18 protein-coding genes are annotated in these 22,764 nt (G+C 61.5%); 4 read left to right on the top strand and 14 right to left on the bottom strand.

Annotated elements, in window-relative coordinates; all coding sequences use genetic code 11:
- Position 1 precedes the first annotated feature (1 nt).
- The 10 genes from VMF11_05200 to VMF11_05245 form a co-directional block, all read right to left on the bottom strand.
- Positions 2–1,165 (bottom strand): acyl-CoA dehydrogenase family protein, encoded by a 1,164-nt coding sequence (locus VMF11_05200; protein ID HTU69697.1) that lies wholly within the window; start codon positions 1,163–1,165, stop codon positions 2–4.
- 12 nt (positions 1,166–1,177) lie between these two features.
- A complete protein-coding gene (locus tag VMF11_05205) occupies positions 1,178–2,536 on the bottom strand; it encodes a thiolase family protein (GenBank protein ID HTU69698.1) in 1,359 nt (452 codons plus the stop codon).
- Positions 2,537–2,586: 50 nt separating this feature from the next.
- A complete protein-coding gene (locus VMF11_05210) occupies positions 2,587–3,471 on the bottom strand; it encodes a cation diffusion facilitator family transporter (protein ID HTU69699.1) in 885 nt (294 codons plus the stop codon).
- Between the two features lie 6 nt (positions 3,472–3,477).
- Positions 3,478–4,077: an isoprenylcysteine carboxylmethyltransferase family protein gene (locus VMF11_05215; protein HTU69700.1), complete on the bottom strand. Its 600-nt coding sequence runs from the start codon at positions 4,075–4,077 to the stop codon at positions 3,478–3,480.
- Positions 4,078–4,083: 6 nt separating this feature from the next.
- Positions 4,084–4,989, bottom strand: a complete 906-nt coding sequence (locus tag VMF11_05220) for a GDP-mannose 4,6-dehydratase (protein ID HTU69701.1) — start codon at positions 4,987–4,989, stop codon at positions 4,084–4,086.
- A 3-nt stretch (positions 4,990–4,992) separates the two neighbouring features.
- Positions 4,993–6,981 carry a GDP-mannose 4,6-dehydratase gene (locus tag VMF11_05225; protein ID HTU69702.1) on the bottom strand — a complete coding sequence of 663 codons (1,989 nt, stop codon included), beginning with the start codon at positions 6,979–6,981 and terminating at the stop codon, positions 4,993–4,995.
- Between the two features lie 119 nt (positions 6,982–7,100).
- Positions 7,101–7,775 carry a PilZ domain-containing protein gene (locus tag VMF11_05230; GenBank protein HTU69703.1) on the bottom strand — a complete coding sequence of 225 codons (675 nt, stop codon included), beginning with the start codon at positions 7,773–7,775 and terminating at the stop codon, positions 7,101–7,103.
- Positions 7,776–7,789: 14 nt separating this feature from the next.
- Positions 7,790–8,530: an OAM dimerization domain-containing protein gene (locus VMF11_05235; GenBank protein ID HTU69704.1), complete on the bottom strand. Its 741-nt coding sequence runs from the start codon at positions 8,528–8,530 to the stop codon at positions 7,790–7,792.
- Positions 8,517–10,064, bottom strand: coding sequence for a lysine 5,6-aminomutase subunit alpha (locus VMF11_05240; protein HTU69705.1), 1,548 nt, complete (start codon positions 10,062–10,064; stop codon positions 8,517–8,519). The genes VMF11_05235 and VMF11_05240 overlap by 14 nt, the downstream gene beginning before the upstream one ends.
- Positions 10,055–11,860: an O-antigen ligase family protein gene (locus VMF11_05245; GenBank protein ID HTU69706.1), complete on the bottom strand. Its 1,806-nt coding sequence runs from the start codon at positions 11,858–11,860 to the stop codon at positions 10,055–10,057. The genes VMF11_05240 and VMF11_05245 overlap by 10 nt, the downstream gene beginning before the upstream one ends.
- Before the next feature lie 51 nt (positions 11,861–11,911).
- Here VMF11_05245 and VMF11_05250 point away from each other — a divergent pair, with 51 nt between their 5' ends.
- Entirely contained in the window at positions 11,912–12,985 is a 1,074-nt protein-coding gene (locus VMF11_05250) for a glycosyltransferase family 2 protein (GenBank protein ID HTU69707.1), read from the top strand.
- Here the strand turns inward: VMF11_05250 and VMF11_05255 are convergent.
- From VMF11_05255 to VMF11_05270, 4 genes are all read right to left on the bottom strand, one after another.
- Positions 12,917–15,025 (bottom strand): glycosyltransferase, encoded by a 2,109-nt coding sequence (locus tag VMF11_05255; protein ID HTU69708.1) that lies wholly within the window; start codon positions 15,023–15,025, stop codon positions 12,917–12,919. The two genes, VMF11_05250 and VMF11_05255, sit on opposite strands and share 69 nt — an antisense overlap.
- Positions 15,026–15,121: 96 nt before the next feature.
- Positions 15,122–16,510 carry a methyltransferase domain-containing protein gene (locus VMF11_05260; protein HTU69709.1) on the bottom strand — a complete coding sequence of 463 codons (1,389 nt, stop codon included), beginning with the start codon at positions 16,508–16,510 and terminating at the stop codon, positions 15,122–15,124.
- 419 nt (positions 16,511–16,929) lie between these two features.
- Positions 16,930–17,547: a hypothetical protein gene (locus VMF11_05265; GenBank protein HTU69710.1), complete on the bottom strand. Its 618-nt coding sequence runs from the start codon at positions 17,545–17,547 to the stop codon at positions 16,930–16,932.
- Positions 17,548–17,630: 83 nt separating this feature from the next.
- Positions 17,631–19,325 (bottom strand): hypothetical protein, encoded by a 1,695-nt coding sequence (locus VMF11_05270; GenBank protein ID HTU69711.1) that lies wholly within the window; start codon positions 19,323–19,325, stop codon positions 17,631–17,633.
- Between the two features lie 309 nt (positions 19,326–19,634).
- Between VMF11_05270 and VMF11_05275 the strand changes: the two genes are divergently transcribed.
- Genes VMF11_05275 through VMF11_05285 form a run of 3 tightly spaced genes read left to right on the top strand, consistent with a single transcriptional unit; the run spans position 19,635 to position 22,764 of the window.
- A complete protein-coding gene (locus VMF11_05275) occupies positions 19,635–20,219 on the top strand; it encodes an SIS domain-containing protein (protein ID HTU69712.1) in 585 nt (194 codons plus the stop codon).
- Positions 20,216–21,226, top strand: coding sequence for an SDR family oxidoreductase (locus VMF11_05280; GenBank protein ID HTU69713.1), 1,011 nt, complete (start codon positions 20,216–20,218; stop codon positions 21,224–21,226). The genes VMF11_05275 and VMF11_05280 overlap by 4 nt, the downstream gene beginning before the upstream one ends.
- On the top strand, positions 21,223–22,764 hold the full coding sequence (locus VMF11_05285; GenBank protein HTU69714.1) for a PfkB family carbohydrate kinase: 1,542 nt from the start codon (positions 21,223–21,225) through the stop codon (positions 22,762–22,764). Before VMF11_05280 ends, VMF11_05285 begins: the two co-directional genes overlap by 4 nt.

Raw genomic sequence — 22,764 nt, forward strand, 5'->3', positions numbered from 1 at the left:
TTTAGTCTAATTTTCCCAACAGGGACCTTGCGATGATGATGTGTTGGATCTCCGAGGTACCTTCGTAGATCTCGGTGATCTTGGCGTCGCGGTAAAACCGCTCGACCGGAAATTCCGTCGTGTATCCGTAGCCGCCGTGAATTTGAATCGCTTCGGCGGCGGCTTTGCGCGCGGCGGTCGAAGCGAACAGCTTCGCTTTGCTCGCCTCCACGACGAAGGAGCGGCCGGCATCGGCCAGCGCCGCCGCGCGGTAGACGAGCAGACGCGCGGCATCGAGATCCAGCGCCATCTGCGCGATCTTGAACGAAACACCTTCGAACGCGCCGATCGCGCGGCCGAATGCCACGCGATCCTTGGCAAATGCGACCGAATGGTCGAGGCACGCGCGGAGAATACCGGTCGCCTGCGCGGCGATGCCGATTCGGCCGCCGGCGAGCGCGTTCATCGCCGAACCGAAGCCGTCGTTTTCGGCGCCGAGGAGCGCGGTCGCGGGGACGCGCACGTCGTCGAATGCGAGATCGCAGGTATTGCTGGTGTGAATACCGAGCTTCTCCGTGATTTTCTCGACGACGATGCCCGGCGTTGCGTTGTCGATGATAAACGCGCTGACGCCGCGCGCACCGCCGCCCGCGGTTCGGAACATCCCCATGGTGACACCCGCAACGCTGCCGTTCGTGCACCATTGCTTGCGCCCGTTCAGGATGTACTCGTCGCCGTCGCGCTTGGCGCTCGCGCGCAGCGCCGCCGCGTCCGAACCGCAATCCGGCTCGGTCAGCGCGAATGCCGCGATCGTATCTTTCGCGCCGAGCTTCGGAAGCCAGTCGCGCTTCTGCTCCTCGGTTCCCAATCGCGCGATCGCCGAAGCGATCATCGAGTGAACCGACAGCGTGACCGCACTGCCGGCGTCGACGCGCGCGATCTCTTCGACCGCGAGCGCATAGGCAACATATCCGGCTCCAACGCCGCCGTACGCCTCCGGCACCACGATGCCCATGATGCCTGCGTCGTTCAGCTTGGTGAAGAGTTCTCGCGGAAAGATATGCTCGCGATCCCACCGCGCGATGTGCGGGGCGATCTCGCGCCCTGCGATCTCGGCGGCGAGCGCGGCAATTTGCCGCTGTTCGTCGGTGAGGTCGAACTGCGCCCGGGCAGAGGAATCGATCATGAACGAGGGGCTCTAGGCGACCTTCACGAGCAGCGCGTCGCCTTGACCGCCGCCCGAGCAAAGCGACGCGATGCCGTAACCGCCGCCGCGCTTACGCAGCTGGTTGATCGTCGTGGCAACGAGCCGAGCACCGGACGCGCCGATGGGATGACCCATCGCAACCGCGCCGCCGAAGAGATTGATCCTCTCCTCGCCGATACCAAGGTTGCGCGCCGACGTGATCGCGACGTTGGCAAAGGCTTCGTTGATCTCCCACACCGCGATGTCGCTCGCGCGCAATCCATACATGTCGAGCAGTTTCTGCGCCGCCATGGCCGGCGTGAAGCACAGATAGGGCGAGTCCCAACCGACGCCGGCGTGTCCGAGCACGGTCGCAAGCGCTTCGTGGCCGTGCTCGCGTGCATAGGCAGCATCCGAAAGGATCAACGCTGCTGCACCATCGTTGACGCCCGGTGCGTTACCGGCCGTCACCGTGCCGTCTCGCTCCAGCGGTTTGAGCTTCGCCATCGCTTCGTAACTCGCGTCGGCGCGCACCGCTTCGTCGCGATCGACGAGCGTGAACGGCGCATCTCCGGTGACGAACGGAGCCCACGACGCATACTCGAGCGTGAAACGCGCCGACGGTTCGTGATCCCAGATCATGTCATCCTGAGGTGCCCCGGAGGGGCCTCGAAGGGCGCCGACGGTCGCCGGCACACGCGTTTTCCCCAGCTGCGGCAACGCGTCGACGACGATCTTTCCCTTCGCTTTGGTCGCGACCCGAATCGGAACGATCTCGTCCGCGAAGTTGCCGGCTTCGTGTGCCGCGTGCGCGCGCCGGTGACTCTCGTAGGCGAATCGGTCTTGGTCCTCGCGCGGGAGTCCCAGCTCGCCGGCGACGAGATTTCCTTGTGCGGCCATCGTCATCGGAAAATACTGGTCCCACAACCCGTCGTAAATCATCTCGTCGATCAGCTTGCCGTCGCCGAAGCGGTAGCCGCTGCGCGCGTCCTTGAGCAGATAGGGCGCGTTCGACATCGATTCCATGCCGCCGGCAGCGATCACCCGGTTGGCGCCGGCGTTGATCAAGCGCATAGCCGTCGCTACCGCCAGCAGCCCCGAGGCACAGACTTTATTGAGCGTTTCCGCCGTAACGGTTTTGGCTAGGCCCGATTTGAACACGACCTGCCGCGCAGGATTTTGACCCACGCCGGCTTGCAACACCTCGCCGAACGCGGCATGTTCGACATCCGAGGGATCGACGCCGGAACGCTGCAGCGCTCCGACTAAAGCGGCAGCCCCCAGCGTCGTCGCGTCGAGGGAGGCGAGGGCACCACCCAATTTGCCGAACGGCGTGCGGGCGAAGGAAAGAACGACGGTTTGGGATTCCATGAGAGCCATAACTCGTGGACGCTTCGGGAAGGCTGCAGTCCTTTACTTCCCTACGCCTCCTCACTGCGGCAGATGATGATCCCGCCCGGATCGCAGTGCTCGGTTTCGAGCTGAATCGTGACGTGGCCGATACCGTAGCGCGCTGCCAGCTCACGGCGCAACAGCTCGAGAATCCGTCCACCGAACGAGAGCTGGCCTTCATCGAGCAACAGATGCGCCGACAGCGCGTGCGATCCGCTGCCGATCGTCCATACGTGAAGGTCGTGCACCGCTAGGACGCCGCCGATCGCCCGTATCCGTGCCTCGACCTCGGCCGTATCGATTCCAGGCGGGGTTGCCTCGAGCAGCACCTCGCTCGCGTCGCGCAGGACGCGCGCCACGCCGATCACGATGATCGCCGCAACGAAGAGCGAAAGCAGCGGATCGATCCACGCCGCACCGGTTACGGCGATCAGGACGCCGCCGACGATCACCGCGGATGCACCGAGCGAATCACCCAACACGTGGGTGAGCGCAGCGCGCAGATTGTGGTTCACGTGATGCTGACCGCTCAAAATCAGGCCGGTGCTCACATTCACCGCTAGGCCGATTGCGGCGACGATCGTCATGGTGAGACCGTGCGGCTCGACCGGTGCGCGAAAACGCAAGACGGCTTGATAAGCCAGAATCGCGGTCGCGCCCAGCAGAATCGCGCTGTTGGCGAGCGCACCCAATACCTCGATGCGACCGTACCCGAAGGTCTTGCGGCGGTTGGCGCGGCGCTGTGCGCCGAGCGCGGCGAGGAGCGCAATCCCGAAAGCGAACACGTCCATGCAGACGTGCACGGCGTCGGTCGTGAGCGCGAGACTGTGGGAAATCGCGCCGCCCCAAAACTCGAGCACCGCGACGCCGGACGAAAGCATCAACGCGAGAGTGAGACGGCGGCGCGTGGACATCGAACCTTACTCGCGCAGGCTTTTCAACACCAATATCGCGAGCATGGCGCCGAACGTGGCGAACGTCCGGCTCTCCGCGTCGCGAATCACCTTCGGATCCCAGCTGCCTTCGCCGTCTGCAGCGGGCTGCGCTAGCGGAATCACCGGCGGCACGCGCTCGCAATAGCGCTCGAACGCCTCACCGAACTGCGAACGCAAGAACGCTTCTTCATGCGGAACGATCGTGGCATAGACCGCGGCCATCGCGGCGAGCGACCCGCCGACGAGTGTGAGTTTGGTCGCGAGGCGATTGTGTCCGGTGAACGCGAGCGCGAAGCCGAGTGCGGTGACGAAGTTTCCGACGTAGAGCGGATTGCGCACGTGCGCGTAGGGACCGGCGGTCACCAGACGCGGCGCTTCGACTTCGTCGCCGCGCGTGGTCACGCCGGAATAGCCGACGGCCCAGCAGCGCACGAGTTCGCCGGCGATCGCGATCGGAAGCCCGAGCCCGACGCTGGTCGCGCTGGGTTTTCCGAACGCGGCGAGAAGCGCGGCCGGAACGGTGAGCAGCAAACCGCGATTCTTGAAGACCAGCGCCTGCAGATCGTCGTTACGTCGTTCGTCCATGGGATGTTAGCTCTTGGCGGCGGCTTCGTAGATATCCCGTATCGACGCCGCGAACGGAACGCGCGGTTCCCAGCTCGTAGCCGCGCGCAGCTTGCTCGCATCACCGACTAAAATCGGAACGTCGGAAGGCCGCGCGCGCGCCGGGTCGTCGCGTACTTCAACCGGCACGTGCGCCGCAACGATCAATTCGCCGAGCACCTCGCGAATCGAACGCGCCGTTCCACTGCATACGTTGTAGATCTCGCCCGATCGGCCGCGTTCGGCGAGGGCAATGTACGCTCGCACGACGTCGCGCACGTCCAGAAAATCGCGTTTCGCATCGAGGTTCCCGGCGTAGAGGAGCGGCGGCCCGCCGGCCGCGATCGCCGCCAGCTGCGAGGCAAAATTCGCAACGGCGAAACGATCGCTCTGCCCGGGACCGATATGGTTGAAGGCGCGCGCGACGACAACGTCGAGTCCGAGACTGCCCGCTTCGCCGAGGAGGAGCATTTCCGCGGCGGCTTTGCTCGCCGCATAGGGATTCGCCGGCGCCGGCGCGCACGTTTCGCGTAAGGGAAACATCTCGGGCGGCTGCGAACCGTAAACCTCCGCCGAGCTCGCGAAGACGAGGCGCACGCTCGAGTCTCGTATCGCCTGCGCGACGTTCGCCGTACCGCGCACGTTGGTCAGATACGTGGCCATCGGCGCAGCAATCGAATCGGGCACGAAGGTCGAGGCGGCGAGATGAAAGACGACGTCGGGATTGCCGAGATCGATGGCGGCGCGCACGCTCGCGAGCTCAGTAACGTCGAGCGGAAGCACGTGTGAATCGGCCGGACCGCCGCAGGCCAGCGTTTCGTATCCCGCCTCGCTCAGCGCATCGACCAGATATCGGCCGACAAACCCCGTCGCACCGGTTACGACCGCGCGCATCGCTCAGCGATGCGCGAGCATCGAGAGGCGGTCGAGGTCGGCGCGCACCATCATCTCGACCAGCTCTTCGAAGGTGATCTGCGGCTCCCAGCCCAAGACGCGCTTCGCCTTGGAAGGATCGCCGATGAGCAGATCGACCTCCGCCGGCCGCACGAAGCGCGGATCGATCTTGACGTACGGCTGGTAGTCGCCCAATCCGGCGCACTCGAACGCGATGCGCACGAAGTCGCGAACGCTATGCGTGCGACCGGTCGCGATCACGAAATCGTCGGGATTGGTCTGCTGCAGCATCAGCCACATCGCCCGAACGTAATCGCCGGCGTAGCCCCAATCGCGCTGCGCGTCGAGATTCCCCAGACGCAATTCTTTTTCGAGTCCGAGTTTGATGCGCGCGACGCCGTCGGTGATTTTGCGCGTAACGAATTCTTTTCCCCTACGTGGGGAGTTATGAATGATCAGCTCCCCCACACCCGCGTGAAACCGCCCGGTCTCAGTGGTTAGGTCGTAGAGCCAGCCATCGAAGTGCGGATGTTCGACGACGCGCTTCACCTCGCCCAGGTCTTTTCGCAGGTGAGCGCCCTTATTCCCGATCGGATTCGGAGAACGAAGATTCGCCGAATAGAAGGGGCCGGGGCGATCGGGTGGTCCAACCTCGACGTTAAGCACGACCTCCTGGTCGAGCGCCTTCCGCGCCATCCACCATAAGCCCATGGCCAGTACCGGCGAATTCGTTTTGAAGTTCTTGTATCGGTACGTCCCATTTCCGGCCTTGAGGCCATCCGTCGCATTGTAGCCCTCGAGAAATGCGCGCCAAACCGCCTCGCCGCCATTGAGAATAACGCGCGGCACGCGCTCGTACCCGTCGCGGGTGTAACATTCCTCGCGTAGCCACTCGATGAAGCGAGGCGCCCCGTTCAACGCCAGTGCACCAACGATTGACCCCGCCCGGAAGCCCGACGCAGTTGCGTTATACGACGCCCGGCCAAGCGTCTGACGCTCCCAAACTTCCGCAAAAAATGCGCGACCGTCTTCTTGCTTCGACGCGGACCCGTCGCCAACGAAAGCGCCAAGCATCCACGCGAACTCGAGTCCGGGATTCGTGAAGGACGGCGCCTCGGGCAACGCCGCACGCTGCATACGGTCGCCGCACTTCACGTGCTTCGATGGGCGCTCTCCGTCGGCCGTGTACATTACATGATCCGCCGTCAGCGTGACGGTGCCGCAGCGCGCCTCAATGCGGCGAACACCCTTGTTAGCGACAACCGGCCGGTGCCTGTACGCGGTCCCGCCGAGAACGCGAACGAATCGCTCGCCGTCCCAGACTTGCAGATCGTCGAAATCGAAACGCTGGACGTTTGACCCTTTCTCGCGTACGTGCATTACGTCGCCGATTGGCACCACATCGACGATATTGCCGCGCTTTACGATAATCGGTGTCGTGGCTGGGACCGACTCGTGATTGAACAGGATTCCGCTCAGCGCAAACATGTCGTATGACTCGCGGTAGTTGACCGTGATCCAGTGTCCGTAGACTTTTGCAACTCCGTACGGGCTGCGCGGATAGAACGGCGTCGTCTCGCTCTGCGGCTTTTCGACGACCTTGCCGAACATCTCCGAGCTCGACGCCTGATAGAAGCGGATCGACGGATCGGTCGCGCGGATCGCCTCGAGCACGCGGGTTACGCCGAGCGCGGTGAACTCGCCGGTGAGCACCGGCTGCTGCCAAGAGGTCGGAACGAACGACTGCGCCGCGAGATTGTAGACTTCGTTTGGACGCACGCTGTTGATGATCGAGGTGATCGAGGTTTGGTCGAGCAGATCGCCCGAGACGAACTCGACGTCGTCGACGATGTGCTGGATGCGTTCGTGGACGTCGGTGGACGTGCGGCGCGTCATCCCCACGACACGGTAGCCCTGGCCCAGCAACAATTCGGCAAGATAGGAGCCGTCTTGCCCGGTGATCCCCGTGATCAGCGCGGTTTTCTTAGCCAAATCCCCTCATCGTTCTGGAGCAGGTGTTCTGAACTCGTGACGAACCGAGCGTTAGGAGCGCAAGGCCGTGGCGTGCAAGAGGCACGCGAGGCCTTTCGCGACGACACGAACGGCCGTCACTAGTTCAGAACCTGGATCGTCGTTCCTTGGTCGTCGAAGACGAACCGCGTCTCGTAAATCTCGGCGCCCTCGGGACCCACGACCTTCGACTGAATCGTGAGCCGGTGCACCAGCGCGTTGTTATGGCGCACGACACCGGAGTAGAAATACTGGACGAGCGGGGTTACGTTCTCTTGCAGCGGCGCGAGGCGGCGGCGCTCGACCAACATGTTCAGCAGGCGCTCTTGCAGCGCGATCGGCAGAAGCCGGTTCGCGTCGTCGGGCGTCATGCGCACCGTTACCAGCTCTTCTTGCGCCTTGTTCGCCTCCGCAACCGGCTTGTCGGTGGTGTAGCGAATGATCGCGTCCCAGTCATCGGCCGAGATACCGGTGAAACGCATGCCGTACCGCCACACCGACTTGCCTTGATGCGAGACGGTATCTTGCCACACGGCTTTTGCGCGCATTCGAATGACGCGCGTTTCAATCGTCGCGCGTACTTCGAACTCGTCGCGGCCGACCGGTTCTTGCGTGAGAACGCACAAACCGCCGCCACTAATATCCAGTCCGATCGCGGGCTTTTGTGTGAGCCCCCCGTCGACGGAGACCGTCGCCCGATACGGTTTCCGTTTGCGTGGATATTTACGTCGGTTGGCATCCTTGCCCGTGAACCAGCCCAGTAGGTCGCTGAACACGCCTGCGGTATTGGCTACCGCCCAGCACGAACCATCCCGGCGAGCGTGGTCGCGACAAAAGCTGCGACCTCGCTCGGGACCGTTCCGCGGCCGAAGCCCGCGTCGTAGCCCAGCTCGCTCGCCATCAGATTGGTCACCCGCGGACCGCCGCAAATCAGCACCATGCGGTCGCGCAGCCCCTCGGCCTCGAGCAATTCGGCGAGCGCGGTGAAATTCTTAATATCGCTGCCCTTTTGCGTCACGACCTGTGAAGCCAGCAGCGCATCGAGCGCGTGCTCTTTGGCAAAACGAACGAACTCCTCGACCGCCACCTGACTGCCGAGGTTGAAGGTCTCGAACATGCGATATCGTTCCAGGCCGTAGTCGCCCTTATAACCCTTCATGTTGAGGATCGCGTCGATCCCGACGGTGTGCGCGTCGGTGCCGATACATGCGCCGGCGATGCGGATCTTCCGGCCGATGTGCTCGTGTATGAACGCGTCGATCTCATCCATCGACATCACGTGCGTCTTGACCGATGGCGCCTTGACCGCCTCGGCGTCGATGGCGTGCGGCGTGCTGGCGTAGACGACGAAATAGGAGAACCCACCGGCGATCCGCCGGCCTTCGACGACCGCCACGTCGGCGAAGCCCATCTTGGCGACGAGCTGACGCGCGGCTTCGTCGGCGGCTTCGCTCCATTCGAGTGGTAGCGTGAATGACAGCTGCACCTTGCCGTCGTTCATCGTGTCGCCGTACGGTTTAACGAGCCGCATACACCAGCGCGTCCTCGAACGGATTCCAGTAGTCCGCGGCGCGGGCGAAGACGCCGTCGAATCCGCGTCCGCCGTCGGGCGGGCGCGAAACGTCGGCGAAGGTCGCCGCCTCGATCGCGTGCATCAAGCCCACGTCGGCGACGCGTCCGAGCAGATCCTCGCAATCCGCCAATACCGCTTGGGCGCGCCGCTCCACCACGCCGTTCGGCTTGAAATCGATCTCGTCGCCGAAGTGGCGGGCGGTGTTCATGATGTAGCGCGCGTTCTCGATGGCGAGGGCGCGATCGCCGAGGAAGGGCGTATGGATCGCTTCGGTCAGCATGCCGCACAGGTGAATCGTCTGCTGCGTCATGACCGACGTCAGATTGAACATCGCGTCGATGAGATGACCTTTGAAGATGTCGCCGGTCATGTGCTTGGTCGGCGGCATGTACTTGAGCGGCGCGTTCGGGAAAATTTGCCGAGCGAGCTGCGCCTGCGCCACTTGATACAGAAACCCGTCCTCGAGATCGGGGTCGATTTCGTAGGCATCTCCCAGACCGATCTGCTCGTCGGGCATGCCGGCGCGCCGCGCGAACTCTTCGTTGATGAATTGCGAGGCGAGCACCGCGGGCGCTTGTTCGACCGCGTCGGCGGTCGTGAGGTAGTTGTCCTCACCGGTGTTGATGATGATGCCGGAATACGCGTTGAGCATGCGGCTGAAATGCTGGTCGACGAACGTTCGCTTCATATTGATGTCGCGAAATAAAATCCCGTACATCGAATCGTTGAGCAGCATGTCGAGGCGCTCCAGCGCGGCCATCGTCGCGATCTCGGGCATGCACAGTCCACTCGCATAATTCGTGAGCATCACGTACCGGCCCAGGCGCTCCGAGATCTCGTCGAGCGCCTCGCGCATGATACGGAAGTTCGCCTGCGTCGCGTAGGTGCCGCCGAAGCCTTCGGTGGTTGGACCGAACGGCACGAAATCGAGCAGCGATTGGCCGGTCGACCGAATGACCGCGATGATCTGTGCCCCGGCTTCGGCCGCGGCGACGGCGGCGGTGCGGTCTTCGTAGATGTTTCCGCTCGCGACGATGACGTAGAGCAGCGGCGGCGGCAGCTGCGGTAGGCGCGCAAGGCGTTCTTCGCGTTCGCCGCGTTTCGCACGGATGCGCGTGAGCGCAGCGTCGACAAACCCTCGCAGCGCGCCGCGCGCAGCCTCTTCCGGCGTGTTCGCGAATTGTTCGAGGGTCACACGTCCGGCAGCGAATTCCGCACCGAGCGCTGCGGGGTCGAGGCCGGTCTCGGCCAGCGCCTTCCCGAACGGTACCGCCACTCCCCGCGCACGCTCTTGCGGCGTCAACGCCTCGACGATGGCATTCGGAACCGGAACCTCGCCGGCGGTCACGCCGTCCACGCCGAGCAGCCGCAACACCGACCGCTCGACGGCAACGGTCGAGTGATCGGCGATAAAGGCGCGGACCGGCTCGACGATCGACGCCGCCAGATCGCGGCAACGATCGACGATCCTCCGGTCGATTCTCAGCTCCATTGCACGCCCTCCGCGCTCTGCGCGCGCCGGTCCACGACGGCCGCGGCACTCGCGAGCACCAGCCACCACATTATCGCAACCTTCGGATAGAGCCACATGCAATCGACGATTTGATGAAAGGCCATGGCGACCGATGCCATGCACGCACCCAGTGCGAGCGGTTCGTCGAGCCGACGCACGAACGCCCCGATCGAGGCCGCCGTTACGACGAGCGCGGCGATCAGTCCTACGATGCCTTGTTCGGCGAGCACCTGGAAATAGATCCCGTTGGCGTGCGTGCGGGCACCGGGCACAAAGCGGCCGATTTCGAGTTCGAAGTTTCCCGGTCCGATTCCGAAGAGCGGATGCGAACGCCAAAAGGCGTACGCGCCGTGCCAGAGATCGACGCGCGAGCCGAGCCCACCGTTGAACGCAACGGCTCCGGTCGAACCGAAGAGCGCCTGAACGGTGCCATGTAGCGCACCGGAAAATACGCCGAACGCCAGGGCGAGCACGACGGCGAAGAGTGCGATCGCACCGGAACCAACCCACACGCGCGCTGCGGCGAAATACCGGATGGTGAGCATAACGACGACCGCAACGAGCAGCGCGGCGCCGCCGCCGCGCGAGAACGTCATGACGCAAGCGATAATTCCCATCGGGAGCCCAAGGAGCTCGAGGAGAAGGGGTCGCCGCAGAAGAGCGAAGGCCAGCATCACGGGCACCACGACGCCGAGATAACCGGCCAACTGGTTCGGCCCTTCGAGCGGTCCCCCGATGCGCGCGACGTCGTGACCGGCGATCAACTCGGTTTCGCCGATCGGAAGCCCCAGTTGCACGAAGGCAAGCGCGGTCACGACGATCGTGATCAGCGCGACCGCAATCCGGAACGCCCGCTCGCCCGGATCGAGGCGAAAGGCGCCGTACGCGACCACGATCGTGATCAGGTACTCGGCTGCTTTGAGCGTTTCGCGTAACGCGGCGCCGTGAAAGATGGCGTGAACGGAACCCGGCAGCATCGTCACGACGAACAGCAACTGCGCTCCGCCGAGAACGAGCAGCGTGCGCAGAGGACGAGTGCGCGCGATCTGCCCGATGCGGGGTGCAAGTCCGAGCGCAACCCCGATCAGCGTGACCTTCGGGAGCGTGACCGTGGTGCCGTGAATCGAATAGGCGAGCAAAAATGGGTTGGTCGCGATCAAAGCAAGCAGACCATAGAGCGGGCGGCGAAGCGTTAGCAGAAGCGCCGCAAGACCGCCGGCGAGCAACAGCGGGATGGCGGCGCGCGCCGGGAGCCACGGAATGGGGCCGGCGCCGAGCCGCTCGCCGGTGACCGAATTGAGAAATCCTACCTCTCGCAGCATCATGCTCAGGTGACGCGGGTCATCATTCAGTCCGATCAGCTTGGGCACGAACGTGTGCTCCGGCCAAAGTTTTATCGTGAGCGGGCCACGCCGCGCCGCGCGGGGCAGCGGGATCGTTAGCTCGTGCTCGCCCGCCCCAAGGCAGCAGCGCCGCACCGGCCGCGCTCCGCCGATCTGCACGTAGAGGGAATTCGCTCCGCCTTCGACCGCGAAGTTCGGCAGATACACGTTGAGCAGCAGGGTGTCCGCACCCGCCGGCACGACGACGCGCATCTGCGCATGCGTTGCTATCCAGCAGCAGTTGCCTGCATCGGTTCCGGCATAAATGCCGTTGACGATGTCCGACCGGGACTTAATACCCTGTGGATAGACGGGCGACTGCGCGCAAGCGAGCGACGGTGCGAAAAAAAGCAGTCCGAACGAGACTGCAAACATCCAGAAAAACCGGTTCATTAGGCCCTTTCGAGAGGCCCTTCTCGCAGGCTCACGGAAAGGCTTGCCTTGGTGAGCACATTTTCGCCCAAAGTCGCGACCGTCGTACTGAATTGGAACGGCTGGCTCGACACCATCGAGTGCGTCGAGAGCTTGCTGCGCAGCGATTACAAGAACCACCAGATCGTAGTTTGCGACAACGCCTCACAGGACCACTCCATCGAACGGCTCACGGAGTGGGCCGACGGCATGCTCGAGATCAAACATCCGGGCGAAACCAAGGGCGTCGCATGGGAATATCGTCCGGTCTCCAAGCCCTTGCCGTACGCGCTCTACGATTCACCCGAGGAGGCGCTGGCGGCTTCCGCGGCACCGGAGCAGCAGGTCGTGCTCATCCGCAATGCCGACAATTTGGGCTACGCCGGCGGCAACAACATCGGTATGCGGTTCGCGCTGGAAATTTTACACGCCGACTACGTTTGGGTGCTCAACAACGACACCGTGGTCGATCGCCGAGCGATGAGCTACTTACTGGAAGCGCTGACGCTTCGACCAGACGCGGCGGTACTGGGCTCGCGCCTCATGCAGTATCATTCTCCCGATACCATCCAAGCGCTCGGCGGCGGGAGGCTGGAACCGCGCTGGGCGCTCGATACGCAAATCGGGCGCGGTCAGCACACCCATGCGGCAGTCGATCAACTGATCGAACTCGAGCACGTCATCGGCGCGAGCATGTTCATTCGATCGGGTGTCATCCGCGACGTCGGCCCAATCGACGAATCGTATTTCCTCTACCGCGAAGAAACCGATTGGTGCGTGGAGATGCGTAAGCGGGGATGGCGCCTCTTCTATTGTCCGCAAAGCATCGTCTGGCACAAAGAGGGTCATTCAGCCGGCTTCAAGAGCGGCGTGCACGACTACTACGCGGTTCGCAACATGCTGTACTTGATTCAGAAGCACTACCCCCAGCATTTGACGTCCGCGTTTCTGATCTCGTTTTGGCGTGCCGTGGCACCGAAGATCGCGCGTCTGCAATTCCGGCGGCTGATCTACGTGCTGCGCGCCTACTACGATTTCTTACGCGGTGTGCGGGGCAAGACCGAGGTCGATCCCGATCTGTTGATCTTGCTCGAGCGCAGCCTGTAGCGCAGCAGCCACCGCCGTTCGTACCGCATCCGGGCTGAAAGCTTGCGCCACCCGGCGGCACTCGTTCGAAATCTCGGTCCATAGGGCTTCGTCACTGTAAAGACGCAGGACCGCCTCCGCAATGTCGGCTGCGCTCTCGCGGATGAAGACGCTCTTGCCATCCTTCAGGTCGATGCCTTCGGCGCCGATCGACGTGGTGACCGTGGGCAACCCGTACGAGATCGCCTGGACGATCTTGCCCTTCATCCCGGAACCGAACCGGAGCGGCGATACGAACACGCGCGCGTTTTCGAAGAGCGGCCTCGCGTCGGCTACGTAGCCCGTGACCGTAACGTTGGGACCGGCAAGGCGCTCGACACGGGGCGTAGGATCCGCGCCGGCAACGATCAAGCGCAGATCCGGGATGTGCTCCCAGATCTTGGGCATGACCTCGTGCACCAGCCATACCGCCGCGTCGGCATTCGGTGCGTGCGTGTAGTTCCCGAGAAAGAGAAGGCCGTGACGCGCAGAGTACGCCGTGTGCGTTTTGGTGGGCTGCTCGATGATCGGCACGACGTGCGTTCTCAGCGAGAGCGCGGCCAGCATCTCGCGCTCGGCCTCCGAAGTTACGACCGTACAATCGGCTTTTTGAATCAAATCGATCTCGAGCTTGCGCATCGATTGCCAACCGTTGTCTCGCCCGGTCACCTCGGCTTCGCGTTGGAACCGCAAAAAGTGCAGATCGACCGTGTCGTAGATGATCTTCGCATTCGTGCGCCGATGAAGCAACGGTAAGTATTTCGCCAGTACGTCCGGACGCGAGATCCACGCGACGTCGATGGGAACCGGAACGTTACCGATCGTCGCCAACCCGTCCCCGCGATGCGGCAGAACTTCGACTCCGGCAAGACGCGCGCGGCTCGCATACGGTTCGTGCGCCACTCCCTCGTCCGAGATGAAGATGACATGCCACCCGAGCTCGCGCATGAGACGCATGACGGCGAGCAAGCGGCGTCCACCGCCCGAGCGATCGTCGAACGGGATGAACGAGTCCATGACCAGGATCGTTCCCACCCCCGCGAGCCGCCGCGCGGCGCGTTCGATGAGCTCGACATCGGGCGGAAAGTGCTTGAGCAACTGATGCTCCCACTTTTTCGCAAATTTCTTGCGGTTCACCAACTGATACCGCTTGATGCCCGACGACGTGTCTTGACCGCTGGTTCCGCCCTCGAAATGCACGACGACCGATTCCGGCGTGTACATGACGCGATAGCCGGCCGCGCGCAAGCGGAAGCACAGATCGACGTCCTCGTAGTACGCCGGAGTAAACTCATCCGAAAAACCGCCCAGATCGAGAAAGAGATCGGCGCGCACCATCAGACTCGCGCCCGAGCAGTAATCGACTTCGCGTGGGAAGCAAACCGAAGGATCGGTAGCGCTGCGGCCGCGCGCGAAGTTCGCAGCGTTTCCGTCGCGCCAAACGAGCGCGCCGGCCTCGGAGATCATGCCGTCGGGAGCACGCAGTTGCGAACCCACCGCGCCGACGTTGTCGCGCGAGTCGAACGTTCGAAGCAGGGCCGCCATCCAGCCGGGCGTGACGAGCGTATCGTTGTTCAAAAAATGAAGATAGCGCCCGCGCGCGACAGCGGCGCCATCGTTGACGCTGCGGACGAACCCTTGATTCTTCGCATGGGTAATGACGGTGATTCCCGAGCACGAGGAGAGGTACTCAGCCGTAGCGTCGGTGGATCCGTCGTCCACCACGATCACTTCACATGGGATCGTCGAGAGCTGGCGCAGGATCGAGTTCAAACACGCTGCGGTAAAACGCACCTCATTGTAAACGGGTACGATGACCGAGACCAACGGGTTCTCGTGACGGGGAAAAAAGACGGCCCGCTTCTGTCCGACACGGGCAATGAGCTTGTTCCAGGCTTTGCGCTGGGCGGCGGCCTCCGCCCGGGCCGCCATCTGCAGCCTGACCCGCCGAAACACCCGGCGCACCAGCCCCCGCGCGCCGTGCGTGCGGAAAATTTGCCACGCCTTTTTTGCAACCCGCATGACCTCGGGGTTCTCGCTCGGACCCGCACCAGGCCTTTCCGAAGGCGCTTGACCGGACGTTGAAGCAAGGGGTTGATCGCCCGAGAACGGCAGCGGTCAGGTACGCAGCTCGAAAGCAACCATCGTCTGGCCCCTCGGGTGGCCCCAATCTCCGATGAGGACCGGGCGCCAAGGGAGCGTCTGGCACATCTGCGAGAAATCCGCGTAGCGGTAGTGATAGGGGTCGCAATGATCGTTCGTGACGACGCCTTCTCCGTGTGCAAATGGATCGCCGTATGGGTGGTCGTCGGGCACGATGAAGGCCGTCGCGAAGAGCTTCCCGGACGGCGCCATCTGTGGGGCAAGCCGTGTCAGGCATAAGCGGATGTGATTCCAAGGCAAATGGGTGAACAGCGACTGCGCTATTCCGAAATCGAAATCGATACCGAGTGCCGCGAACTCGAATGCGTTACCACAGAGGAGATTTGCTCTTGGCAGTTTGGCTTGCAGATCGAGGGCCGCGAGCTCGGCGTCGTACCCGGCATCGAGCAGCGATTGGTTGATATCGATGCCGAAATAGTTGCCCGGTTCCAGATATCTGACGAAATGAACTCCGCCTCGAAGGCAACCACAGCCGATATCGATCAGTTTGTGTCGCGGCGATAGTCCCCGTGATACGAGAAACTCGAACTGCAGCCGACCGATTTCGTCCCACCTGCCGCCGACTGAATCGCGATGCCGGCCCTGCGCAACTTGCTGCGCAATCGCAACGGTGTCATAGAAGCTGCTTACGCACTGACCCGATCGCGGGACAGCCCCGGTCTTTGTTGCGCAGATCAGAATCTGCGGGCTTCCCAAGTACGCGCGCTTGTACGACCAGTACGCAAATGCGCTACGGTCGCGGAAACCCGCGGCCGAGAGAGCATCCAAAAGGTCCCATCCGAAATGGTAGTAACACAGAATCCCTTGCTTATCGAGCGGGTCGCCATGATATTCCGCCGGGAGATGATGGACGATCGTCCCGTCATCTTCCACGGTAGCGCGAACGAGCGTTGCGGACGAGCTGAGTAGGAAGGGAACGCTGATCACCAGCCTTCCGCCCTGCCGTAGACATCGAAAACATTCGGCGAGGGCAGCCTTATAGTCGGCAACGTGCTCCAAGACGTCGGCACTACAGATGACGTCGAACGTCTCATCGCCGAACGAGAGCGCGGTGAGGTCTTGGTGTACGATGCCTCTTCTGTTTCGCTCCCCGGGTGCCGTTCCGTCTCGCAAGAACTCGCTGCCGACTACCTGCGGATAGCGTCCGGCCAGCGCTCGAAAGAGCGGCGTGGTTTCTTCGGTGACGTAGATCGCGGCAGTAGATGGCGCGAGCAACACGGTATCGATGAAGTCGAGCAGCGCTCGGGCTCGATTCGGGAGCTTACAGGATTCGCAAGTGAGCTGCTCTCGCCAATTCGGTACGCGCGTCGAGAGATCGCTGTCTCGCGCGCAGGCAAAGTTCACGAAGAAACGCCTCGTCCTGCGGCAGACAGCGCAAAACCCGGTGATGCGGAACCCCGCCGACGAGGGAAGGACGAGGTCGCGCTCCAGTTGCAGTCGGGCCAGGTGCGTGCCCCAGTTGTCATGTATGTAGCCGCTGAACTCACCGAGCCCGCTGCATCTGACGAAAAGCTGTTGCCTATCGGCGTCGTCTACGCCGGTAAAACTCCGACCCTCAACGCGATTCACGGGCGAAAACGCCCGTCTGGTTTTTGCTACGATGCGCTTTAGCAAATTCGGCGGCGAATGTGTCACGTTCGGCCGAGCTGACCCGGAGCGTCTCATTTGCGCGACTCACCGACTCGATTTGTTAGCCTTGTTCGCTCACGCGTCGACCGCGACAGAATGCTGGCTATCCAAGTGTGGTACAGCCTACTGAAGACTCAATACAACGTAATAACGTGTGGAACGCCAACGAGGTAATACCCCTTTGCATCGTCGGTCACTCCGGCCGCTTGAATAACGTGACGGCCCTTCGCTAGGCCGGCCGTTGAAATGGGCGCGTTCAAGAACCCAACGTACAACATAGTTGGGCCAAAGACCTTCGCCACATCCGGCCTTGCCACTCCATACGAAGACGTTGCATTCACGATCGTTTTCGAATCAATCACGAGAACGACGCCTCGAATCGGGGTCTTCGTAGCGCTATCGCCAACCCAACCGCTGGCATAGATTGTGGATCCCTTCCGGAATTTGTCCAATGAATACTTGAAGTCGCCCAGAGTCGTTACATCAAGGCTGCCGATATCTGTGCCGCCGGCAAGCGGTTTCAACTGCGATATATCGGCCTGCGTTAAATTGAGCTCGCTGCATTTCACAGCCGACGCCGAAGTATCGGGCGCCCCGCCGCGATGCGAAAGCGGCCATACCAAACCGATCAAGAAAGCCGCGACTATCGCAGCTGCCACAACGTCGGCTCGGTATTTCTGGTTAAAGAAGCGCCTCCCGAGAAAACGCAAAACGAAGAAACCTACTACTACCGAAACGAAGATAATTAACATTGCGCAGCCGGTTTCTCCGCGAAGGAATTGATCCCTCGGGCGGGGCTGAATCGCACGTCAACGTTTTGTAGAAGTCGCCCCTCTCACGTTTCCTCCAGAGGCGGAAAACGCCGGCAGATATACCGATGCGCGATTGCTGCTTCGACCGATGTGGCGACGGCGAGCGCGAAAAAGATCAATGGGAAGAGGCTACTCATGTATTCGGCGGTAAACATGACGGTGCCGGAAGGCGCCAACGCGTTCAACAACGAGAGCATGGCTAGCAGGCATCCCCCGCTCATCATGACGCTGACTACCAGTAAAACGTAGTCGGGCACGCGTGTCGATCGTTTAAGAACGACCCTGGCGACGCGGAGCACGGTAACAGTAAGTACGATACCAATCCAGAGGGGCGTCAAGCGTCGGTACGCCTGCGCAATTTCCCCGAGAACGCCCCACTTGATGCCGCTATCGAAGTCGCTGGGCTCTCCCCCGAGGACAACGGACGTTGCGACGAAGTCATAGTCAGGCAGTAGGGGCAGGTAAGGCGACCATCCCTCGTGTCCAAGCGAGAGCGGTGCAAGTGTCGCCGTCATCCACACGCCGTAAGCAAAGTCGGAGATACGGCCCGGGATCTGCGATACAGTTAGCTGGGCCAAGAGCGGGTTGCCTTTGGGCCTACAGCGGATTTCCCCCGAATCGCACGCTCGGTCTATCTCGTTTGCAAGCTCGGTGTAGAACGAGCGCGCGTCTCTTCCGGACGTGTAGTGCCCAGCCAAAGCGACAGCATCGCGAAGCGCCCATTCGAACCAGCCTCCGCCGATGTCGTTGCAAATATGCACTGCAAAGCACGTATTACTGGTCCAGGCTTTCCCTAGGCTTCCTTCTAAGAAGGGCCTCAGCTCACGTGCGCTGGGACTAACCCGGTAGGCGATTTCACGAGCTGCCCTTGGAACGGGAACATAGGGCTCGACCGTAGGTGGTACGATGCGTGAGAATGCATCGTAGGCCGACACGAACTCGGGCGCCCATTGTTCATTCGTCGTATACCACCCGTAAACGAGGCCATTGATCAGCATGATCGCACCGACGGACGCCGCCCAGATTGAGACCGGCAACGCCACGCCGGCCATCCGGGCCCCGAATTCAGCCGGCTTACACTTTTTGATGTACCAAACATAGGCCGCCAGGATCGTGAATAGACCCGGCACGAGCCAGATGGCTTCCTCCCGCGTTAGCCAAAAGGCCGCGAAAGAGATCCCGAGGCCAAGAAGCCACGGGAGCAAACTACGAGGCTGCGCTTTTCTCCTAACGAAGATTCCCGCCGCGCAAGCAATCGAGAGCAGCGCCAGACTTTGGTTCACGTCTGAGCGCATAGCTACCCAGGCGAGAGTCCCATACGTAAATGGGTTGAAATCGATGACGAAAAAGACCGCTCCCAGCGTTACAGGGTTGCGAATAATAGGGCGAACGGCGATGCAAGCGATGAAGCTCGCAAGAGCGTAGAGGAGTTCGTTCGCGAGCGCCAAGGGGACGCCAAATTCTTGGACTACGGCAAGATAGATCGGGAAGAATGGCTGCTTTATGAGCGTTAGATCATTGTAATCGCCAAACCAGCGGCCCTCCAAAATGCTCTTCGCGTGCTCGATAAAATTGCTAGCATCGTGTGGTCCGTTCTGTGACACGATCCTGATCTCCGACGTGAGCCAGAGCTTAATGACGACGACGACGATCACGATGCCGGCGAAGACCCAGGCGCGCCTATTTATCTGCCGGTCGCTGTTCCCGTAGATCGTCATGAGTTCTCCTATTAGGACGGACGATGGCGGCTGCGCAAACGCACGTTGCTTTTCGCAGCCTAACGCTGATGCAATGTGCACGCTGATTATTCCTCGGCAGAACAATCGGGGTAGATCGCCAATCGCTGCCGTTCGATTTGGCTTGCTGTTCCCCGCAAAAGGCCGGGTTCCGACCGGTCGGGGCTTCCATCCTTGACTGAAGAGCGGCCACGCCGCCGACTGAAGGGGACCTCCTCCCGCCACTCGTCCAAGGGAAAAGCCCAGAACAGGTAAGACTCGGTCTCCCGTGCGCCGAAAAACTCGCCTTGTATGAATCGAACCGCGTTCCCCGATCGCATTTCGACGTATTTGGAGGAGATCGAGGGGATCGTCAAGTCCATCTCGAGGTCAGACGTTCGTCGCGTCGTAGACCGTTTGTTCGAAGGCTGGCAGCAGGGCCAAACGACCTATATTATCGGAAACGGTGGTAGCGCGTCGACCGGCTCGCATATGATGAACGACCTTTCCAAGATGACCACGATCGAAGGCAAGAGGCGGTTCCGCGCTATTGCGCTGACCGACAATATGCCGTATATCACCGCCATCGGTAACGATATCGAGTACGCCGACGTTTTTGTCGAGCAACTTCGCAATCTGCTTCTACCCAAAGATATCCTCATTGCAATTTCGGGCTCGGGTAATTCCGAGAACATCATTCGCGCCGCCCGCTACGCAAACGAGATCGGTGCGACGGTGATCGGCCTGTGTGGGAACCCCGGAAGCAGGCTCTGCGCGTGCTCTGACGTCGCCGTCACGATTCCGGCGAACAGTATCTGCCAGCAAGAAGACGGCCACCTCATCCTCAACCACGCAATCGCCTTAGCATTACGCGAGCGCATTGCCGCGACTGCATGACCAAAGCCAAGCACGTCGTTGTAACCGGCGGAGCCGGCTTTATCGGCAGTCATCTCGTTGACCGGCTCGTTGCCGACGGTCACGACGTCGTTGCCGTTGACAACCTCAAGATAGGCCGCGAAAAGAACCTAGCAAAAGCCGTTGCAAGCGGGCGGTGCAAATTCATGCGCATGGATATCCGTGAGGGCGATGCCTTACCGGCCGTCTTCGCAGACGCCGACACCGTCTATCACCTGGCCGCCCTAGCCGACATCGTACCTTCCATCGAGCAACCCGTCGAGTATTTTACGACCAACGTAGACGGAACGTTTAACGTCATGGAAGCCGCGCGTGTGTGTGGGATCAAGCGCGTCGTCTACGCCGCCTCGAGTTCGTGTTATGGAATACCGGACGTGTATCCGACGCCGGAAGATGCGCCGATCCGGCCGCAGTACCCCTATGCGCTGACCAAATATTTAGGTGAGCGCATCGCATTACATTGGGGAAGTGTATACAATATTCCAACGGTCTCACTGCGCTTTTTTAACGTGTTCGGCCCGCGTGCGCGAACCTCTGGAACATATGGCGCCGTGTTCGGCGTCTTCCTCGCGCAAAAACTTGCGGGCAAGCCCTTTACCGTCGTCGGCGACGGAACGCAAACGCGGGACTTCACGTTCGTGACCGATATTGTCGAGGGCATCGTTACCGCGGCTGCGAGCGACCTGCGGGATGAGATTGTGAATTTGGGTTCCGGCGGCACCTACAGCGTGAACGACTTATGCCGCTTGCTCGGTGGCCCGATCGAACACATTCCCAAGCGTCCGGGCGAGCCGGATTGTACCTTTGCCGACACCTCGAAGGCGCAACGGCTGCTCAACTGGCGCGCGAAAACGCCGTTTGAGGATGGCGTCCGGATCATGCTCGAGCATATAGCCGATTGGCGCGACGCGCCGCTGTGGGACGCTCAATCGATTGCAGATGCGACCAAAGTTTGGTTCGAAAAACTCGGAGAAGCATCCACCGTATGAGCGTTCTCGACTCACGCGCAGCGAGTAAGATCGTCCCGCTCGACCAGTTCGCGCAGCGCGTTGCGGAGCTCAAAGCATCGGGCCGCAAGGTGGTGCTCTGTCACGGTGTCTTCGATCTACTCCATTACGGACACATTCTGCACTTCGACGAGGCGCGCCGTCAGGGTGACGCATTGGTCGTCACGATTACACCCGATATCTACGTCAATAAGGGGCCCGGCCGTCCCGCTTTCACGGAAGCCTATCGCGCGCAGATGCTTGCGGCATTAGAAATCGTTGACTACGTCGCCATCAACAAGTGGCCAACCGCCGTCGAGATGCTCAAACTCGTCCAGCCGGACGTCTACGCGAAAGGGCCCGACTACAAAAACCATCAGCAAGACATCACCGGCAAGATCGCCGATGAAGAAACCGCCGTTCGCCAGGGCGGCGGCCACATTTACTACACCGAAGACATCACCTTTTCAAGCTCTGCGCTGATCAATCGCCACCTGTCATCACATTCCCAAGAGGTGAATGAATATTTGACCAATTTGCGCGGCCGCTTCAGTCCGGCGCAAGTACATGGCGCAATCGATAAGCTGCGGAAGTTGCGTGTGCTGGTCGTCGGCGAAGCGATCGTGGATGAATATGTTTACGTCGATCAGTTGGGCAAGTCGTCGAAAGAGCCGGTCCTGGCAATGCGCTATACTTCCCAAGAGGAGTTTGCCGGCGGTGCGCTTGCCATTGCCAATCATTTAGCGGAGATCATCGACGACGTCAACCTCGTAACGTTCCTCGGAACGCGCGATTCACACGAGGAGTTCATTCGGACGCGCCTTGCGCGCAACGTCAGCCCCACGTTTTTCTACAAGTCGGACTCGCCTACGATTGTCAAGCGGCGGTATGTCGAAAGCTATCTGCTCCAGAAGTTGTTCGAAGTCTATTTCTTCAATGACGAGGTTCTCACGAGCGAAGACAGCGAACGCTTCAGCGCGCACCTCGAGAAGATCGCTTCCGGTTATGACCTCGTGATTTGCGCCGACTTCGGACACGGGATTTTCTCGCAACAGGCAGTCGACACGATTCAGACGCAGGCGAAGTTCTTAGCAATCAACACGCAACAGAACGCCGCCAATATCGGCTACCATACCCTCTCGCGTTATTCACGCGCGGATCTCGTCTGCACCAACGAAGGCGAGCTGCGCGCCGATGCGCGCGATCGCCTGGGCAGCATCGAACCGCTGATCCTGGCGGTCGCCGAGCGGCTCCACTTGGAGAATGCTTTGATTACCCGCGGTAAGCGAGGCGCGCTCTTCTATCGCGCGAGCGAAGGCTGGTCGAGCGGCCCAGCATTTGCAAAGACCGTCACCGACCGCATCGGCACCGGCGATGCCGTGCTCTCGTGGGTAGCGCCGATGGTGGCCGCGGGATTGCCCGGGCAGATGATCGCTTTCGTCGCAAATGTCGTGGGCGCGCAGGCCGCGCAAATCGTGGGCAACCGCACCGCCGTCGACCGTATCGCAACTTATAAGTTCATCGAAGCCGTACTGAAGTAA

The sequence above is a fragment of the Candidatus Baltobacteraceae bacterium genome (assembly GCA_035502855.1).
Taxonomy (GTDB): Bacteria; Vulcanimicrobiota; Vulcanimicrobiia; order Vulcanimicrobiales; family Vulcanimicrobiaceae; genus Aquilonibacter.

What these genes read in the sequence shown, in the direction of transcription:
- VMF11_05200 (HTU69697.1), bottom strand. Translation starts at nt 1,165, where the DNA reads ATGATCGATTCCTCTGCCCGGGCGCAGTTCGACCTCACCGACGAACAG.
- VMF11_05205 (HTU69698.1), bottom strand. Translation starts at nt 2,536, where the DNA reads ATGGAATCCCAAACCGTCGTTCTTTCCTTCGCCCGCACGCCGTTCGGC.
- VMF11_05210 (HTU69699.1), bottom strand. Translation starts at nt 3,471, where the DNA reads ATGTCCACGCGCCGCCGTCTCACTCTCGCGTTGATGCTTTCGTCCGGC.
- VMF11_05215 (HTU69700.1), bottom strand. Translation starts at nt 4,077, where the DNA reads ATGGACGAACGACGTAACGACGATCTGCAGGCGCTGGTCTTCAAGAAT.
- VMF11_05220 (HTU69701.1), bottom strand. Translation starts at nt 4,989, where the DNA reads ATGCGCGCGGTCGTAACCGGTGCGACGGGGTTTGTCGGCCGATATCTG.
- VMF11_05235 (HTU69704.1), bottom strand. Translation starts at nt 8,530, where the DNA reads ATGCGGCTCGTTAAACCGTACGGCGACACGATGAACGACGGCAAGGTG.
- VMF11_05240 (HTU69705.1), bottom strand. Translation starts at nt 10,064, where the DNA reads ATGGAGCTGAGAATCGACCGGAGGATCGTCGATCGTTGCCGCGATCTG.
- VMF11_05245 (HTU69706.1), bottom strand. Translation starts at nt 11,860, where the DNA reads ATGAACCGGTTTTTCTGGATGTTTGCAGTCTCGTTCGGACTGCTTTTT.
- VMF11_05255 (HTU69708.1), bottom strand. Translation starts at nt 15,025, where the DNA reads ATGCGGGTTGCAAAAAAGGCGTGGCAAATTTTCCGCACGCACGGCGCG.
- VMF11_05265 (HTU69710.1), bottom strand. Translation starts at nt 17,547, where the DNA reads ATGTTAATTATCTTCGTTTCGGTAGTAGTAGGTTTCTTCGTTTTGCGT.
- VMF11_05270 (HTU69711.1), bottom strand. Translation starts at nt 19,325, where the DNA reads ATGACGATCTACGGGAACAGCGACCGGCAGATAAATAGGCGCGCCTGG.
- VMF11_05275 (HTU69712.1), top strand. Translation starts at nt 19,635, where the DNA reads ATGAATCGAACCGCGTTCCCCGATCGCATTTCGACGTATTTGGAGGAG.
- VMF11_05280 (HTU69713.1), top strand. Translation starts at nt 20,216, where the DNA reads ATGACCAAAGCCAAGCACGTCGTTGTAACCGGCGGAGCCGGCTTTATC.
- VMF11_05285 (HTU69714.1), top strand. Translation starts at nt 21,223, where the DNA reads ATGAGCGTTCTCGACTCACGCGCAGCGAGTAAGATCGTCCCGCTCGAC.